Consider the following 18,477-nt stretch of genomic DNA (forward strand, 5'->3'; position numbering starts at 1 on the left):
ATATACACCTACTTCAAAGTTTTTAAAAAGAGGTGCCCGTTATTTTGGAACACCTCTAACCTAAAAATTCTCTATTTAGCAACACCTTCATATTGATAATAAAAATAATGATCTTTTTCTAAAGTAAGATTATTTAATACAATTCCTATAATATTTGCTTTTGCCAATGTTAAAATCTCTTTTGCCTTAATAGCCGTTTCTTTTTCCGTTTTACCAGAATTAATTACTAATATTGTCGCATCACATTTATTGGACAATATTTGAGAATCGGCAACAGTTAAAATTGGTGGTGTATCAAAAATAATTAAATCAAATTGGGCCTCTAACATTTCAAGGAGTTGATTCATCCGTTGGGAATCTAATAATTCAGCTGGATTAGGTGGGATTGCTCCACTTGGTAAAACATAAAGTCCTTGTATATCCGTTTGTTGAATGGCATCTGTTAATTCACATTGTCTTGTAAGAACACCGGATAATCCATCGAAATTTGATACTCGAAATGTATGATGAGCTGTCGGTTTTCGCATATCCGCATCGACCAATACAATGCGTTTCCCTTCCCCTGAAAAGACTCCTGCGATATTGGCAGCAGTAGTCGATTTCCCTTCACTCGGACCAGCTGAAGTGACAAGAATTGTTTTAAAGTCTCTATCTGGCATTGAAAAATTAATGTTCGTACGAATCGTTCGATATTGTTCGGCTATAACTGACTTTGGGTTTTCCTTTACAATAACTTTTCTTGCCATCATATTTCTTTTCCCTTTTTTTCTAAACAAGTTTTTCTCTCCTTTTTTTACTTCGACTTAGTTCTGCATCTGTAGAATATGGTCGTTTCGTAAATTCTTTTTCAGGGATTGGACTGACGATACCGATAATAGGCAACCCTAATAGTTCCTCGACATCTTGTTCCGTTTTAATTGTCGTATCTAAAAATTCTCGTAACAAAGCTAGTCCTACTCCGAGCATTAAACCAAGAACGGCCGCAATTGCAATATTCATTAATTCATTTGGTTTAACATGACTTGGATTTTCTAATTGAACAGCAGGAGATAAAATCGTAACGTTATTAACATTCATCAATATAGGAATCTCTTCTTGAAAAACTTCAGCAACTGTATTGGCTATATCAACAGCTTTAAAATGTTGCTCATCTTCAACAGCCACGCTTATAACTTGGGATTCTTCTACATTTGATACGGAAACTTGTTCAGAAAGCTGAGTCGTCGTTTTGTTTAAATCTAACCGTTCAATTACTTTATCCAATATGACGGGACTTTTAATAATTTCATTGTACGTATTGATTAATTGTAAATTTGCCTGTATATCCTGCGTTTGAATGGATTCTGTTTCACTTTTTTGTTCATTTACTAGAATTTGAGTCGAAGCTTGATAGACTGGGGTTAAAACAAAATAACTGACAACGGCTGCAACGATCATAGCTATCATTGTTAATGATACAATTAAAAATAATCTTTTTTTAATAATCTTTAAAATGTCTTGTATTCGAATTGTTTCTTCCAAATATGTCATCTCCCCTGGACAATCATTTTATACTTCTATTTATATATTTATTTTCTATTGATTAAATAAAGTACTATTTTTAAACATTCCTATTAATATTTTTTACGTTAACCATTATTCTTCCAAATATTAAACTCACAAAAACGTTACGAATATAGTAAATACAACTAAATTAGTAGTAAAATGTAAAATTTTCTTATAATAACATAAACTAATATTTTTATCTAGCTATAGCTTTGAAAATTTAGAATTTACATTTGATATGAAATATGACCTAATTAGAAATAAATGTCCCTTTTAAAAAAAGCAGTCCATTTATTTTGGACTACTTTACTTTTTAGAAATAATCAATAAATGTCGGTATTCCAACTGGAAGAATGTCCTCCAATACAGCAATGGTTTCATCTGTCCCTTTTAATCGCTCTATTTTTTGAAGATATTTTGGCCTTTTATATCCGAGTAACATTGTTGTTAGCGTTTGGATGGACATTTCAACCGTTATATCATCACGCTCATTTTCATCTACTGTTAATACTTTTACTTTCCAGTTTTCTGAGATAATATCATAAATACCGTCGTTCCATTCCACTAATGGATCACTAATGTGGAATCGAATATGAAAATTAGGTTCATCAAATGGATAGCGTTCTAGAAATTTTAGCACATCCACAATTCTTGCCATAAAGTAAGGGGAGACCTTTTGTATAATTTCACTATCCTCCAGTAAAAAGGCAACTGGCTCATTCCCAGCTGTTTTTCCATATGCATTATAAACCATCGATTTATGGGCGGATACGAAATTCCATAATCCTTTCCTTGCTTCTTCTTGTAAATATACAATTTCATCTATATAAAAGTTTTCTTCCATAATACGATAAAACATATACCCTTGAGGTTCATTCTCTTCATCATAGTAAACAGCTGCTTGTAGTTGCACATTGGAATCAATAAATTTTTCTTCCCAATAATCTTCATGAAATTTCTCATTCCAAGCAATCGTATTTCGAATCATTGCTCCATGAGCATGGGAGGCATATTTTTCATAAACATTTAAAACATCTTCATCCAACGTGTCTACTCGACGAATCTGACCAGCCACTTCCTTATAATTAGGAAATTGTGTATCTTTCACTTGAAATTCCACAATATCACACATAATTTCCCAACCCTTTTTCCGATAATAAGGGATTGAAAAGGGGAATAAATAGGAAATATACCGGTTATCATTTCGCATAATCGTTAAGGTCTCTTTAATTAACTGATCCATTAACCCTTGTTTAGAATACTCTGGATACGTGCCAATTGCCGTTATCCCACCCATTTCGTAGGCAACACCATAAATATTCACTTGAAACGGAAGACTTAAAATTTGAGATACTAATTGATCCCCATCAAACCAACCAAGCGCATGCCCTACATGAAATTGTCTGCTCTTTTCACTAACAAAACGGCGGTCTTTTTTAATGGACATGGACATTTGAAATACGTAGTTCAATAAATCAATGGATTGCCCCATTTCATCCAATCGGATTTCTCGCATTACTAATCCTTTATGCTGAACCAACATGATCACCTATTCCGATAAATTTTTCATCGATAATTATATGTTTAAGATACGTAATATTTTTACTTTTAATTCAACTATTACATGGATTTTGCTTCTCTATCTTGTGCACCTATTTAAATAGAAAATTTTATAAGATGATTTTCGATGTTGTGTTTTTCCATATCTCATTTCATAGGGAATGAATTATTCAAAAATATCGTATCTTTTCTATTATTATATGCAGGAGAAATCTATAATAATCCCTATTAAAAATAAAAACTCTTTTGAATGATTTCAAAAGAGTTTTATCTAATCTCTATGAGTTTAGTTCTAAATGAGTTTTTAATGTAGATTTAACCGTTTCTAATTCGGTTTCATCAGGTACATAATAGTAAATTCCATCAATTTTCGTACCATTACCACCATTAATATATAATTGTTCTATAGAACTAAAACTATTTTTGTAATTTTTTTGCATTGTCATTAATTCGTTATAAGATGCATTGACACGTACATTATCTTCAATTGATTCAAAAATGGATTTATAATTTAACGCTGTATCAACACTTACAGCCGAAGAGGCAATACCTTGAATGACTTTTTTCTGACGATTTTGTCTACCAAAGTCACCTTCTGGATCTTCATATCTCATTCGAACATAGTTTAATGCACTATCGCCATCTAAAGTAATCGTTCCTTCTGGGAAATTGGATCCGCCATATTCAAAGGCAAGGGTGTTATTTATCGTAATTCCACCTACTGCATCTATGATATCTTTAAAACTATCCATATTTACTTGGACAACATAATCGATTGGAATCTCTAATAAGTTTTCAACCGTTTTACGGGATAATTCAATACCACCATAAGCAAATGCATGGTTGATTTTATCCATTCCATGACCTTCAATTTCTGTATATGTATCACGCGGAATACTTAACATTTTTGAATCTTTCGTTTCAGGATTAACTGTTACAACAATCATCGTATCGGAACGACCGGCGTCACCTTCTCGTTCATCCACTCCAAGTAACAAGATTGAAATAGGTTCTTGTTCTTCGACGTTTACATTTACTTCACGAAGTTCAGATTTATCTAGTTCTTCATATACGTTTTCAACTGTATTTTTTGCATCAAAATATACTTTTGCCACGAGACCAGCTATCGCCAATAGAAAGAGCCCTACCGTGATCCCAACCCACTTTAGCACTTTCCGTTTTTTCGACTTCACTTTGTCTGTGCGTTTTTCTTTTACCACCTTTATGCCTCCTTTTAAATCTCCATGTGTTGCTAATTAACTAGTGCTAAATGTAGCATATATCATTTTTAATCCATTGGCTACTATTTTCACAACCTCTTTTTCTCTGATTTTGAAATAGTCTAACTCGATTATAAAGGAATTTCCATCCAAAAGTAAAAAGAGAGCTCCCATAATCGGAAGCTCCTTTTATTTATTTTGCATATTCGACTGCTCTTGTTTCACGAATCACTGTCACTTTAATATGACCAGGATAATCAAGTTCTTCTTCAATTCGCTTGCGAATGTCTCTTGCTAAACGGTGGGAAGCAAGATCATCAATTTTCTCTGGTTGAACGATAATTCGAATTTCACGACCCGCTTGTATCGCATAGGATTTTTCTACTCCATCATAACCTTCAGAAATTTCTTCCAACTTCTCTAAACGACGAATGTAGTTTTCAAGCGTTTCACTACGGGCACCAGGTCTTGCTGCTGATAACGCATCGGCAGCTGCCACAATCACAGCAATTACTGACGTAGCCTCCGTATCACCATGGTGAGATGCAATACTGTTAATTACAACAGGGTGCTCCTTATATTTAGAAGCAAGTTCTACACCAATTTCCACGTGACTACCTTCCACTTCATGGTCAATTGCTTTCCCAATGTCATGGAGTAAACCAGCTCTTTTTGCTAATGTTACGTCTTCTCCAAGCTCAGCTGCTAGGAGTCCTGATAAATGTGCTACTTCAATGGAATGTTTTAACACATTTTGACCATAGCTTGTACGATATTTCATACGACCTAAGATCTTCATTAAATCCGGATGTAGATTGTGAATACCTACTTCGAAGATTGTTTGTTCCCCAGTTTCACGAATTTGTTCATCCATTTCACGACGGGATTTTTCAACCATTTCTTCGATTCGAGCCGGGTGAATTCGTCCATCTTGTACTAATTTTTCTAAGGCAAGACGAGCTGTTTCACGACGGATAGGATCGAAACCAGATAAAATAACCGCTTCTGGTGTATCATCAATAATTAAATCGATACCAGTAAGTGTTTCAAGTGTTCGAATGTTACGACCTTCTCGACCGATGATGCGGCCTTTCATCTCGTCATTCGGTAAGTTTACAACGGACACAGTTGTTTCAGCAACGTGATCAGCTGCAAAACGTTGTAGTGCAAGTGATAATATTTCACGAGCTTTTTTGTCAGATTCTTCTTTCGCACGTGTTTCCGCTTCTTTCGTCATGACAGCGATATCTGTTGAAAGTTCATTTTCAACTTGTCTTAAAATAATGTCTTTTGCTTCTTCTCGAGTTAAAGCTGCGATGCGTTCAAGCTCTGACGTTTGTTCTCGTACTAACTCTTCCACTTTACTTTCCATCTGTTCAATATGCTGTTGTCTTTCAGCTAGAGCTTCTTCTTTTCGCTCTAAGCCTGATTCTCTCTTGTTCAGAGCATCATCCTTGCGGTCAAGATTTTCTTCTCTTTGCAATAACCGGTTTTCTTGTTTCTGAAGCTCGTACCGGCGTTCACGGATGTCTTTTTCTGCTTCAGTTCGAATTTTGTGAGTTTCATCTTTTGCTTCAAGTAGTGCTTCTTTCTTAAGCGCTTCCGCTTCCCGCTTAGCTTCATCTATGATAAGCTCAGCTGAGTGTTTCGCACCATTCACTTTTGATTCGTTCACTTTTTTCATATAGAAATAGATAACAGCGGCACCGACGATGAGTCCAAGCAAAGCGGAGATAATGTATTCCATCATTCGAACACCTCCTCTTGCTATATTCGTTTCATTTTCAGTCGGCTCATACATTGACGAAAGTTTTTATACTATTCAATCGTTTTTTTACATGATTGAATCCAACTTAGTATTCAACATACTGCCTATTTCATTTCATAATTTAGAAATTATACAATTTTAATTGTATAGGTCCGTCCCAGCTATGTCAAGGACTCCCGCAAGTAGAGACCTTTTGACTACTAGACAGATCAATAGAATTCTACTCATTCCAATGTAGCACTTTTGTTAAAATACTTAAAAATTAAGATATTTCTTATTATTTTAGGCAATTTCTTCAAATTGTATTCATTTTAATGGAAAATGCTATGTATAAAAATTTAGCAGTTGGGAATAATGGACTGCTTCAAAAATATTTTTGAAATTATATAGTATTTTCAAAAAATTCCCCTAAAAAAAGGGAGGGAAAAATTAATTTTTCCCTCCACCTTTTATAGAAAATTGATATACAATAAATTACTCTTCATCTAAAAGTAATGCTAATTCTTCATCCATTTCTTCTTCATCATGGGCACCAATTGTATATGATGTTGCTGCCATGCCAAAGGATTCACGAATTTTATTTGAAATATGATCGCGAATTTCAGGATTTGCTTTTAAGAAAGCTTTTGCATTTTCACGTCCTTGACCGATACGTTCATCACCGTAAGCATACCAAGAGCCGCTTTTTTGGATAATGTCTAGTTCTGCACCAAGGTCAACGATTTCTCCTTCTTTCGAAATCCCTTCACCATACATAATATCCACTTCAGCAGTACGGAATGGAGGAGCTACTTTGTTTTTTACGACTTTAATTTTTGTTTTGTTCCCTACCATTTCAGTACCTTGTTTAATTGTTTCAGCACGACGAACTTCTAGACGGATAGATGCGTAGAATTTTAATGCACGTCCACCAGTAGTTGTTTCTGGGTTACCAAACATAACACCGATTTTTTCACGAACTTGGTTAATAAAGATCGCTAATGTGTTTGATTTATTAATAATACCAGATAGTTTTCGTAATGCTTGTGACATTAAACGCGCTTGAAGACCCATATGGGAGTCACCCATTTCACCTTCAATTTCGGCTTTCGGTACTAATGCTGCTACAGAGTCAATAACAATAATATCAATAGCACCACTACGTACTAATGCTTCAGCAATTTCTAATGCTTGTTCACCAGTGTCTGGTTGTGAAAGTAATAATTCATCAATATTTACACCTAATTTTTGTGCATATACTGGGTCTAATGCATGCTCTGCATCGATAAATGCAGCTTGTCCACCTTGTGCTTGAATTTCAGCAATAGCATGTAAAGCTACTGTTGTTTTACCTGAAGATTCTGGACCATAAATTTCTACAATACGTCCACGGGGATATCCACCAACACCTAATGCTGCATCAAGGGCAAGGGAGCCACTTGAAGATGTGGAAATTTGGCGATCAGATTGTTCGCCTAATTTCATAACTGAACCTTTACCAAATTGTTTTTCAATTTGCTTTAACGCCATATCTAAGGCCGCTTTACGATCATTACTCAAAATATTTCCTCCTTATTCTATATCAGACCATTTCTCTCTCTTTCTTATATTTCTACTATACTTCTTTTTGAGACAACTTTCAAGAAAAAAGCGAACATATTTTCGTTTTTTAATAAAATAAAAATTTGAGCTATTTTTTAGCTCAAATTTTACATTTCTCCATTTTAACAATAAAAAGTATTATCCTAAATCTTTTCATAACCTCTTTCAACTAATAAACGCATTAAATAGCTATATGCTAATTTAACCGCGCGAATTCGATTGGAATTTCGCATTCCTAATAGTTGAAGCTTACGGGTTATCGGTTCGGAATCACCAATACTAAAACCAATCCAAATCGTTCCAGCAGGCTGATCTCCATGGGGTTCCGGTCCAGCTGCACCCGTTAGTCCAATACCGATATCTGTACCAAATTTTTCACGAACTTTTATAGCCATTGCAGCAGCACATTCACTACTTACGAGACCATATTGATCAAGTAAAGATTGTTCAATTCCAAGTTGTTCAACTTTCGATTGTTCAGTATACGTCACCATACCACCGACTAACGTTCCGCTTACGCCTGGAATTTCCGCTAATTCTGATTGGAATAGACCAGCAGTTAAACTTTCTGCAGCAGCAATCGTTAAGTTATGATGGCGTAACATTTCAACAATTTTAGATGCTAAAGAATCATCATTATTACCATAATGATACTCCCCAACAATCGCTAAAATTTCAGCTTCTTTTGCTTTAATCAATGGCCAAGCTTCTTCTTCAGTTGCAGCTTTTGCCGTAATACGTAGCGTAACTTCCCCATCACTAGCAAGAGGAACAACCGTTGGATTTGTTTGATTATCTAAAATATCTTGTACTTGTACTTCTAATTCTGCTTCACCAATTCCGTAAAATCGTAAAACATGGGATAGGATGACGCCACCTTCATTTAAGCGTGTAGCAAGTTTTGGTTTCGCTTCAAATTGAAACATCGGTTCAAGTTCTTTCGGCGGACCAGGAAGAAGTATGTATATTCGTCCATTCTTTTCTAACAGCATTCCTGGTGCCATTCCGTGATGGTTTGCTAATACTTCGCTACCTTCTAGTATAAGCGCTTGTTTGCGATTATTTTCAGTCATCGCCCGTCCCCATTGGGCAAAAAATTGCTCAATATAAGAGAGTGCCACATCGTCAAAAACTAAAGGTACGCCTAGGTGTTGAGCAATCGTTTCTTTTGTTAAATCGTCTTTTGTCGGACCAAGACCACCAGAGAAAATAATTAAGTCGGCTCTAGATTCGGCAATTTCAATGGCCCTTTTTAAACGGTCTCCATTATCACCAACAACTGTATGATAAAACACATTAATTCCAAGCTCGGATAATTGAGTCGAAATAAACTTTGCATTTGTATTAGTGATTTGCCCTAATAACAATTCTGAGCCAACAGCTATTATTTCAGCATTCATGTTTTAACCTCACTTATTTTGAGTTTACAAAGACACGACGATTTAAATAGAAATATTCCCAACCGGACCATACTGTAAAGATTAATGCCACATAAAGGGCGATCATATCAAAAGGAATGTTCAGTAAAGTAAAAATCGTATTGTGTAGTAGAAGGGATGAAATCGCAACAATTTGAGCCCAAGTTTTGATTTTCCCTAGTTGGCTCGCTGCCACCACTTCTCCTTCTCCCGCTAAAATAGCCCGGAGTCCCGTTACAGCAAATTCACGGCTTAAAATAATGATAATAATCCACGCAGGTGCCATATGAAGGTCAACTAATACGATAAAAGCAGCACTTACTAATAATTTATCTGCTAATGGGTCAAGAAATTTCCCAAGAGTTGTCACTAAATTATACTTCCGTGCAAAGTGGCCATCAATCCAGTCTGTAGTTGAAGCGATAATAAAGATTAATGCGGCTACAAAATGATTGACTGGCATTTCCGCGCCTAAAAACTCCATTTTTCCCCAGTTAAAATCAAATAGTATTACAATCACAAAGATTGGAATTAAACAGATTCTTGAGACTGTAATCTTATTCGGTAAATTCATTGGCTAACACCTTTCATTCGAAAGAAAATAGTCATCCGATAAAGATGACTATTGTTCTTCTTGTTGTAATGTAATGATAATATTTTGAGTCGTAATGCTTTGTGCGTATTGAAGTTCTACATCATTGATGAAAACTTTCGCAACCGTCGAATCACCTAATCGAATACGGGCATAGGCATTGGCTGTAGCATCAAATTCCACTACTTCTCCAGATTTGTATACACGATCTTCAATTTGTTCACTTCCAGCTTCATCACGGATTCCAACCCATGTGTCGCCTGAAACTTCGATACGAATATCCATCTTATCTGTACCTGAAAGTTCGTAAGTAGTTGTTTCGCCATCGATTGCACCAGAAGAAATCGTTTGTGTTGGTTGTTCTGGCTCTTCTTCTTCTACTGGTTGTTCTGTTTCGTCAGTAGATTCTTCCTCTTCAACAGGGTCAACAGGAGTCGGCTCCTGTTGTTGATATTCTACTTTTGAAGTAGTATCTTCTTCTTCGCCTGGTTGATTAGCCTTTTGCTGATATAAAAACCAAATGGCTGCTAAAATAACGATGATAAATAATGCAACAATAATTTTCGGCATTGTTTCTAATAACCGACTTGTCGATCGTGAATTTAATTTGCGCCGGGTAGGACTTTGAGAAATCGATTGAGCTACTTCTTCCTTTGGTTGATTCGGAATTTCTTGTTTAAATTCCTCTAAAAGCTCTTCTATTTCCAGCCCAACTGCCTCTGCATATTGTTTAATAAATGCCCGAACATAGAAGTTTCCTGGCATGATAGAATAATTTCCTTCTTCAATCGCGACAAGATACCGCTTTTGAATTTTTGTAATTTCTTGAAGATCATCCAAACTATAACCTTTAGATAACCTCGCTTCTTTAAGGCGAGTTCCGAGTTCTGTCAACAAAAACACCTACTTTTTCCTAATCAATTTCGTCTTTTGCAAAATCCTCTGAAATGCTTGAGACTGACAACTATCGTTTAGCAGTCAACATACTAACTAAACGAACAAAATGAAACAATGTTCCAAAAAAAAGACATTCTTTTTTTGAACAATGTTTAAAAATCGAATCCTCCAAAACCTCCAAATGGATTGTTTTGAATATTCATCTCATTTTTTTCAATGAGTTCATACGTAATGATTTCATCTGGATGATGACGAAGTTCAATAATATAGTCAAAATCTTCAATTTTATATTGGGAATTCTGAACAAATAAATCCGGATGCTCTACTACTTTAATAGCGGGTACACTCATCACTTCTCGTACGAGTTGTTGATGACGTTCATCGGTAGTTCTTCTTGTGACTGCACCATCAAGAATAAAAATATTATTGGCATTAAACTCGTCTCCGATTAGTCGATTACGAATTGTTTGCTTAATCATTGTAGATGATAAAAATATCCATTTTTTGTTTGCGCAAACACTGGCAGCTACAACAGACTCCGTTTTACCAACCCGTGGCATTCCACGAATACCAATTAACTTATGACCATCCTTTTTAAATAACTCAGCCATAAAGTCAACTAAAATACCTAGCTCATCTCGTACAAAACGGAATGTATTTCTTTCATCTTGATCCCGTTCTATATAGGTACCATGACGGACTGCTAAACGATCACGTACTTTCGGCTCCCGAAATTTTGTAACATGAATGTTTTCCATCGTTGAAACGATCGTAATGAAACGTTGAATCGCTTCATCATTCTCTGTTATTAATAGCATTCCCCGTCTTGCTTCATCTACACCATTAATTGAAACAATATTCACACGTAACATACCTAGGAGTGATGCAATATCGCCTAATAAACCTGGACGATTCACCTGGATCTCATATTCAAAATACCATTCACCCACTAAAAACCGTCCCCTCACCAACGAAAAATAATTATTTTTCTTATTAGTTTCATCATAGCGGATTTTATATGTATTGAAAAGTTAGAAAGTAACGATTTTCTCTTAAAATATTAAAATTTATTATATTTATATATGATAATGTAAAAAATAGTATGCTGGCAATGAAAATGTCGAAATTTAGGAAAAAACAAGATAAGAAAAAAGGAGGACTTGCCTCCTTAAAGAGAAGTTTGAAGAATGTTAGACGATGAGAGTTTTATGATATCTAAATAAGCGGTATAAGGCTTGCCCACTTAAGGCCTACCAAGTAAGCAAGCCACTTCGCTTTTTGTTCACTTAAAACTTATGATATTGACTACTGCATGCGATTATTTTGTACTAATTTAATAATACAATTCGCAAGCGCATGTTTTTCATCGTCAGAAGCTACTCCCCATAAGTCGGATAGTACGCGTTCTTGTTCGTTTTTAGGGTCAACGTTTTTCGCTAAATAATCACCGATTTGTACAGCTGATTTTTCAATCATACGTTTGGACATACCTTTTTCTTGGGCTTCATTCACTTGTTCACCTAAAAATGATGTCCATCTTTCCCAGTTTTCTAATAGCGCCATTTATATCTCCTCCTCCTTTGCAATTTTATTATGTGCAAATTAGAGAATTATATGTACCATCCACCATTTAATCGAATAATTTGACCTGTAACATAATTTACCTGTCCACTTAAATAAAAACTGACTAAGTTTGCGACCTCTTCGACTTCCCCCGCTCTACCTAACGGAATTTCTTCATGGATTGCCTTTTTTTCTTCTTCATTTAAATGGGCATTCATTCCGGTATTAATCAATCCAGGAGCGATGGCATTCACTAAAATATGATTGTAAGCTGCTTCTTTTGCATAGGACTTTACAAATGCATGCTGGGCACCTTTAACGGCACTATAAACCGTTTCAAAAGCAGCCCCAGCTTCTCCCCAAATCGATCCAATAAATAAAACATAACTAGTTTCATGCTGACGGAGTTTATTGGACAACAGAGCAATTAAACGTATTGGATTTTGAACATGTACTTTCCAAAGTCTGTTCATTTCTTCCACTGGTGTATCTTCGATTAAACCGTAAAAAGCATGACCACCAGCAAAAACAATAGCCTGTAAGGAATAAATTTGAGGGGCAAGATTTTCTGCGCCATCATCTACTGAAAAATCAGCTTGGACCTCGATAAAGTCTTGCTCGGGATAGTTTAAACGCAACGGTTCGACTAACTGTTCTACAGCTTGGCGGTTTTGATGAAAATGCAAATAGAGCGACCAACCATCACTAGCTAGTCGCTGAGCTATTGCCTTTCCAATCGCACCAGAAGCCCCTACTACAAGTGCGAATTTCTTCATTATTCTTTACGCTCACTTGAAGGTAAAACTTTGAAGACTGTTTGTTGAGATTCCCCTTGAACCGATTGGAAAGCTTTCAATACATCATCTATTGTTAATTTTTCAATAACAGGTACCGCATCAAATAAATTCATTTCATTAAATTTATAACGGGTAAATTGATTTGCAATAAATTCCATAGAATTTAAAGCACGTAGGAAGAAACCTATTTTTTTCCGTTTAACCCGTTCGATTTTATCTGCTGTTAAGTTCTTCTCTGCATTGTTAATTTCATCTTTTATTTTATTTGCTAGCTGATCCGGCTGATTCGAATCGGAACCGATTAAGGCAAAACCATAACCTTTTTCTAATGAGAAATCATAGGCAAACGTTTCATCAATTAAGCCGTTTTCGTATACTTCAGTATAAAAGTTAGATGCACGACCAAATAAACATTCTAAAGCGATTTGAACTGAAAGCTCATGTTTTAACATTTCTTCACCGCTTAAATCCGTTTCCTTCGCCTTTAATCCAACATATACTTTTGGTTTTTGAACATCCATTTTGAGTTCACGTTCTTTAGTTGCTACTTCTTTTGGTTCATCCTCAAAGTGGCGCTCAATCGGCGTCGGTTCTGGAAATTCCTTTTGGCTTTGATTTTTCTCAATAAATGCCATCATTTCAGTTGGATTAATCGCACCAACAACGAACAATAACATGTTGGATGGGTGATAGAACGTGTTATAGCAAGTATATAAATGTTCTGCTGTAATTTTATCGATTGATTCAATTGTTCCAGCAATATCGATTTTAACAGGATGGTTATGATACATATTTTCAATGGCACCGAAATATAGTCGCCAATCCGGTTGATCATCGTACATCGTAATCTCTTGACCAATAATACCTTTTTCCTTATTCACTGTCTGTTCTGTAAAATACGGCTCTTGAACAAAATTTAATAACGTTTCTGTACTTTTATAAATATGATCCGTCGCAGAGAACAAATAAGCTGTACGAGTAAAAGAAGTAAAAGCATTTGCCGATGCTCCAGCTTCACTAAATTGTTGGAAAACATCCCCATCTTCCTTCTCGAACATTTTATGCTCTAAAAAATGGGCAATCCCATCTGGTACTGTAATCGCTTCTGATTCTCCCATTGGAACAAAAGTACGATCGATTGAACCGTATTTTGTTGTAAAAGTAACGAACGTTTTTGAAAACCCTTTTTTCGGTAAAATATAGACATCTAATCCGTTTGGTAACTTTTTATAAAATAATGTCTCGTCTAGCTGTTTAAACTCAATCGTTTGCATTGGCTAGGCCTCCTTTCCACTTAAGAAATAAACTGCTTCAAGCTGTACTTGTGAAGCCATTTTTTGGACATCTTCTTTTGTAACTTTTTCCCAACGCTCTTTCCAAAGGTCTACTGAAAATTGTTCATCTAAGTCTTTATATTGATCGTAAATATCAATTTGTCCGCGCGCTAAATCTAGTGCTTCTTTCAATTGGTTAATTAACATCGCTCTTGTTTGTGTTAGCTCTAAATCGGATATTTCTCCCTTTTTAATCGCTTCTAATTGTTCAAAAATTACGTCTGTTGCCTTTTTCTCGTTTGCTGGTTCAATACCAGACAAAACATAAACTAACCCGTAGTGGGCAGAATAAGAACTAGAAGCATAATAGGCTAAACTTTCCCGTTCACGGACATTCATGAACAATTTGGAATGGGCATAACCGCCAAATACACCGTTGAAAATTTGCATTTTCGGGAAATCCTCATCGCCAAAAGTTACCGGAGTACTAAACCCGATATGCAGTTTCCCTTGTTTCATTTCTTGTTGTTCTTTTACATAATCTTTTTCAGGTTTTGAAACATCTGTCTTTTTCTCTGCTTGTTTAGGCGTACGATCTTTGAAAGATAGCGCTTCTGTTAATTTCTTTTGCACTGCTTCTACATCAAAATCGCCAACAACGTAAATATCAACTTTATCTTCACTAATCATTTTTTCATACGCCTTCGTTAACGATTCTGGTGTAATTGCTTTTACTGTTTCAATCGTTCCATTGGCAGAAATGGATGCCGGATGATTTGGACGAATAATTTGCGTTAAACGATGTTGGGCATAACGCGTTTTATCATCAAAAATTGACTGAATTCGTTGAATGACCATTTCTTTTTCCCGTTCTACAATCGATGGTACAAATGATCCGTTTTCAAAATTCGGTTCAAATACAACTGTATTCAGTAATTCTAGAACTTCATTAAACACTTTGTTTTCTGCTAAATATTGGTCATTCACTGTTTCAACATTTAATAAGAGGGTATGTTCATTCCCTCTTTTCGTTGCATCAAAATATAACACGGTACCGAATAAGTCATCTAAATAACTTCTAAACTCGGCTGATTTTTTATATCTCCCATTACTATGTTGCAAAACGTTTGATAACACGGCCCGTTCTGCTGCATCCTTCGTCGTTAATGGAGTTCTCCATTTTATAGAAAAATTTACTGTTTTGAATTGAGTTGTTTGTCGGATATGCAGTGTGACACCTTCTGCTAACTTGGTCGATAAAAACAAAAAAATTCCTCCTGACTTATACTCTTATATAGGAAAACTTACAATCACCTTAGATGGTGTCGTATGTTGTACCAATCGACTATTCCTTACCTGTTATTTCACTAACTTGATTCGAAACAAACAGTCGCTATCACTACTATACATGTAGAATTGGTGTTTATGCAAAAATAATCCAATTTTGTTTTTTACCCTTTCCTTTTAAACATATATACAATAATTTACCCTACTTACAACGTTTGATTCATAAAAATAAAAGAGAATTTTTTAGGAAATGAAAAAGCGTAAATTGCAGATTTTCGATATTAAAAGGAAGGCAGTTTTTTCAGACAAAGAAAAAGCACCTTCCATTTATATAAATAGTCTAAATTATAAAATGGCTAAGTGCTTTAAACTCATCGGTTATCTAAAATCTATAAAAACCCTTTTGACATACATTTATTTTTCATACATTTGTATGGAATAGAAATCCCTTTTTCCACGAAACAACTACGGAAGCCGAAGCTAAAAGTAAAAGACCAGCCAAAACTAGAAAACAAAGGAATATTTGACCGGAAGAAACTAGCCCAGTAAATAGAGCTAATAAAATTATCCTCAACAGTAGTCCAATTGAACGGAATAGGCTATCAACTCGCCCTATGATTTCATTTGGGATATTATCCATTAAGAAAGAGTTTCTAGCCACCCTAGAACCACTATTTCCAATTGCTATAAAAAACATTAAAGCTAAATATCCTGGAATGTTAGTATAAATAATGAAAGAGATTGCGATTGTATATGTTAAAACACTGTAGACAATTGTCTTTTCGTCACCTAGTTTTTTCGCTATAATTGGGACAAATAAGCCGGCAAAAATAGCCCCTAAACCGTAAATCATCCCTTGAATTCCATATATATTTCCATCGGTCTTTAACACATCAGACAAATAGACAGGGAACAAATAATTTGTAATCATGACTCCGATATATGGCATGAGGGAAGCAGATAAAAACATGAACATAGAAACACGTTTGAGCATAAAGGTTAAACCTTCTGTTGCTTTTATTGTAGTTACATTTTTAGTTTTTCTAACGCTCGTTTTTGTATAAGGTAGTTTTAAATAAAAATAGATTGCTAAAGCATAAGTGAATACGTCCAATAGCAAAATGAACTGTAGATCCCATTTCATTAATAGGATACTCGCAACTGCACCTGCAATCATACTGGAAAGCTGTCCCTGTACCTCCATTGTGCCATTTAATGTCTTATATTGGTCTTTATCAAAAATTTCCTGATTTAAAGCAAACATCGTCGGATAAAAAATAGTGTAATATAAATTCCCTACCATATAAATGATGATATAATGCCATACTTCATAGTGAATACCTAGGAACCCAATCAATGTGAAAATGAACAACAGCAGCAAACTAAATACTTTACTATATATTAGTAACCTTTTGCGTGAAATTTTATCGATTAATGATCCTATATAAGGTGTTATTAAAAAGCTTAATATAGTCATTCCCATTGTGACGTATCCGAATACTTCATTTCCATTTTCACTTGAGACTAAAAGCCATGGGACTGCAATCATTGTGATACCAGAGCCAATCGATGAGGCAATGTTTGCAAAAATGATTAAACGGAAGCGAGAATCGTTATAAAGTTTAGACATCTGTTTTCCCCCAATTTCTTAACCAAAATAGAATTATTGATTAAAAGTCATAATAGAAAATTTTAATAAATAGTTTTATGTATTTATTTGGTTATTTCTATTATGCAAAGATGAAAAGGGAACTGCATCGTCCAAATTGATGAAATATTCAGAGATATAAAAATTAATATAGGTAGAGGATTAATACGAAACCGGGTAACTTCCAAATTTAATTGATTTAAAGAATGAGGAAAATCTAAGAGGAATTATCTCAAAAGAGACTTTTTTTGCGTGAATATTAAATAAGAAAGGACATTACATTTTTAAGAAATATGTAATGTCCTTTCATTTATCGAACTTTATTTATTTTTTCTAATAAGTTAAGCCTTTTTCGAACAAAGTTTATTATCTTTTCCCTTTAATATATGGAACACCACTTGCTTTCGGTGCATGGGCTTTTCCAATGAATCCTGCTAGAGCAAGAATCGTTAGGACGTAAGGTAAAATGTGTAAGTAAACATCCGGAATATCTTGAATATACGGGATAGAACCACCTACTACACTTAGCGCCTGAGCAAAACCGAAGAATAAAGCTGCACCTAATGCACCTAGTGGATGCCATTTCCCGAAAATCATCGCGGCAATCGCCATGAAACCTTGCCCACTAATTGTTGAAGCACCGAAGTTTCCAGCAATTGCTTGGGCATAAATCGCACCACCGATACCACCAAGCGCACCGGAAATCATAACAGCTACATAGCGCATTTTTGTTACATTGACACCCATCGTATCAGCAGCCATTGGGTGTTCCCCTACAGCACGCAAACGTAAACCGAATGGGGATTTATAAATAACAAACCAGGCAATAATCGCTACAGCAAAGGCTAAAATAGATGTTGCATAAACGTCTACAAAGAACATTTTCCCAATAACGGGAATATCACTTAACAACGGAATATCAAATCGAGAGAAACGTTCTGTAATTGAATCTGTTTGACCTTTGTCATAAATCATTTTAACTGTAAATACTGCTACAGCAAGCCCTAACAAATTCAAAGCAACTCCAGAAACGGTTTGATCCGCACGTAAAGATACTGCTGCTACTGCTAATATTAATGAGAAAATAATCCCGACCACCATTGCGACCACTAAGCCGACCCAAGGTGTGGAATTTCCTAATTGATCTGCAAAAAATAAGTTAAAAATAATACTACTAGCTGCACCTACAACCATGATCCCTTCAAGACCAATATTGACAACCCCAGATCTTTCAGTAAATACGCCACCGATTGCTGTTAGAATTAATGGTGCTGCATAGAAAATGGCAGAAGGAATAATAAAATATAGCACTTCTAAAAAGCTCATG

Annotated in this window: 16 protein-coding genes; all 16 read right to left on the reverse strand. The window is 35.3% G+C overall.

Annotated features, from left to right (window positions below):
• Positions 1–71: 71 nt before the first annotated feature.
• The 16 genes from H9636_RS03370 to H9636_RS03445 all read right to left on the reverse strand — a co-directional run bounded on the left by H9636_RS03370 (position 72) and on the right by H9636_RS03445 (position 18,476).
• Positions 72–776, reverse strand: a complete 705-nt coding sequence (locus H9636_RS03370; RefSeq protein ID WP_318240986.1) for a CpsD/CapB family tyrosine-protein kinase — start codon at positions 774–776, stop codon at positions 72–74.
• Positions 769–1,521, reverse strand: coding sequence for a YveK family protein (locus H9636_RS03375; protein ID WP_191706235.1), 753 nt, complete (start codon positions 1,519–1,521; stop codon positions 769–771). The genes H9636_RS03370 and H9636_RS03375 overlap by 8 nt, the downstream gene beginning before the upstream one ends.
• 337 nt (positions 1,522–1,858) lie before the next feature.
• Complete coding sequence (locus tag H9636_RS03380) at positions 1,859–3,085, reverse strand: GNAT family N-acetyltransferase (protein WP_191706413.1); 1,227 nt, start codon at positions 3,083–3,085, stop codon at positions 1,859–1,861.
• Positions 3,086–3,383: 298 nt separating this feature from the next.
• Positions 3,384–4,325 carry an LCP family glycopolymer transferase gene (locus H9636_RS03385; protein ID WP_191706236.1) on the reverse strand — a complete coding sequence of 314 codons (942 nt, stop codon included), beginning with the start codon at positions 4,323–4,325 and terminating at the stop codon, positions 3,384–3,386.
• Between the two features lie 193 nt (positions 4,326–4,518).
• Complete coding sequence (rny, locus tag H9636_RS03390) at positions 4,519–6,072, reverse strand: ribonuclease Y (protein WP_191706414.1); 1,554 nt, start codon at positions 6,070–6,072, stop codon at positions 4,519–4,521.
• Between the two features lie 495 nt (positions 6,073–6,567).
• Positions 6,568–7,632: a recombinase RecA gene (gene recA / locus H9636_RS03395; RefSeq protein WP_225230055.1), complete on the reverse strand. Its 1,065-nt coding sequence runs from the start codon at positions 7,630–7,632 to the stop codon at positions 6,568–6,570.
• Between the two features lie 185 nt (positions 7,633–7,817).
• Positions 7,818–9,074, reverse strand: a complete 1,257-nt coding sequence (locus tag H9636_RS03400) for a competence/damage-inducible protein A (RefSeq protein WP_191706237.1) — start codon at positions 9,072–9,074, stop codon at positions 7,818–7,820.
• 13 nt (positions 9,075–9,087) lie between these two features.
• Positions 9,088–9,666, reverse strand: a complete 579-nt coding sequence (gene pgsA, locus H9636_RS03405) for a CDP-diacylglycerol--glycerol-3-phosphate 3-phosphatidyltransferase (protein ID WP_191706238.1) — start codon at positions 9,664–9,666, stop codon at positions 9,088–9,090.
• Between the two features lie 48 nt (positions 9,667–9,714).
• Positions 9,715–10,587: a helix-turn-helix domain-containing protein gene (locus H9636_RS03410; protein ID WP_318240987.1), complete on the reverse strand. Its 873-nt coding sequence runs from the start codon at positions 10,585–10,587 to the stop codon at positions 9,715–9,717.
• A gap of 146 nt (positions 10,588–10,733) precedes the next feature.
• On the reverse strand, positions 10,734–11,531 hold the full coding sequence (locus H9636_RS03415; RefSeq protein WP_191706240.1) for a DUF3388 domain-containing protein: 798 nt from the start codon (positions 11,529–11,531) through the stop codon (positions 10,734–10,736).
• A gap of 355 nt (positions 11,532–11,886) precedes the next feature.
• On the reverse strand, positions 11,887–12,144 hold the full coding sequence (locus H9636_RS03420) for a DUF3243 domain-containing protein (protein ID WP_191706241.1): 258 nt from the start codon (positions 12,142–12,144) through the stop codon (positions 11,887–11,889).
• A gap of 47 nt (positions 12,145–12,191) precedes the next feature.
• A complete protein-coding gene (gene ymfI, locus H9636_RS03425) occupies positions 12,192–12,920 on the reverse strand; it encodes an elongation factor P 5-aminopentanone reductase (protein ID WP_191706242.1) in 729 nt (242 codons plus the stop codon).
• Positions 12,920–14,215, reverse strand: coding sequence for an EF-P 5-aminopentanol modification-associated protein YfmH (gene yfmH, locus H9636_RS03430; RefSeq protein WP_191706243.1), 1,296 nt, complete (start codon positions 14,213–14,215; stop codon positions 12,920–12,922). The genes ymfI and yfmH overlap by 1 nt, the downstream gene beginning before the upstream one ends.
• A 3-nt stretch (positions 14,216–14,218) precedes the next feature.
• Positions 14,219–15,481 (reverse strand): EF-P 5-aminopentanol modification-associated protein YfmF, encoded by a 1,263-nt coding sequence (gene yfmF / locus H9636_RS03435; RefSeq protein ID WP_191706244.1) that lies wholly within the window; start codon positions 15,479–15,481, stop codon positions 14,219–14,221.
• Between the two features lie 442 nt (positions 15,482–15,923).
• Positions 15,924–17,132, reverse strand: coding sequence for an MFS transporter (locus H9636_RS03440; protein ID WP_191706245.1), 1,209 nt, complete (start codon positions 17,130–17,132; stop codon positions 15,924–15,926).
• Between the two features lie 384 nt (positions 17,133–17,516).
• Positions 17,517–18,476 (reverse strand): ABC transporter permease, encoded by a 960-nt coding sequence (locus H9636_RS03445; RefSeq protein WP_191706246.1) that lies wholly within the window; start codon positions 18,474–18,476, stop codon positions 17,517–17,519.
• Position 18,477 lies beyond the last annotated feature (1 nt).

This window comes from Ureibacillus galli (genome assembly GCF_014836845.1).
In the GTDB taxonomy this organism is placed as follows: domain Bacteria; phylum Bacillota; class Bacilli; order Bacillales_A; family Planococcaceae; genus Ureibacillus; species Ureibacillus galli.

Coding starts and splice junctions, on each gene's coding strand:
- rny (WP_191706414.1), bottom strand. CDS start 6,072: ATGGAATACATTATCTCCGCTTTGCTTGGACTCATCGTCGGTGCCGCT.
- H9636_RS03400 (WP_191706237.1), bottom strand. CDS start 9,074: ATGAATGCTGAAATAATAGCTGTTGGCTCAGAATTGTTATTAGGGCAA.
- pgsA (WP_191706238.1), bottom strand. CDS start 9,666: ATGAATTTACCGAATAAGATTACAGTCTCAAGAATCTGTTTAATTCCA.
- H9636_RS03420 (WP_191706241.1), bottom strand. CDS start 12,144: ATGGCGCTATTAGAAAACTGGGAAAGATGGACATCATTTTTAGGTGAA.
- ymfI (WP_191706242.1), bottom strand. CDS start 12,920: ATGAAGAAATTCGCACTTGTAGTAGGGGCTTCTGGTGCGATTGGAAAG.
- yfmH (WP_191706243.1), bottom strand. CDS start 14,215: ATGCAAACGATTGAGTTTAAACAGCTAGACGAGACATTATTTTATAAA.
- H9636_RS03440 (WP_191706245.1), bottom strand. CDS start 17,132: ATGTCTAAACTTTATAACGATTCTCGCTTCCGTTTAATCATTTTTGCA.
- H9636_RS03445 (WP_191706246.1), bottom strand. CDS start 18,476: ATGAGCTTTTTAGAAGTGCTATATTTTATTATTCCTTCTGCCATTTTC.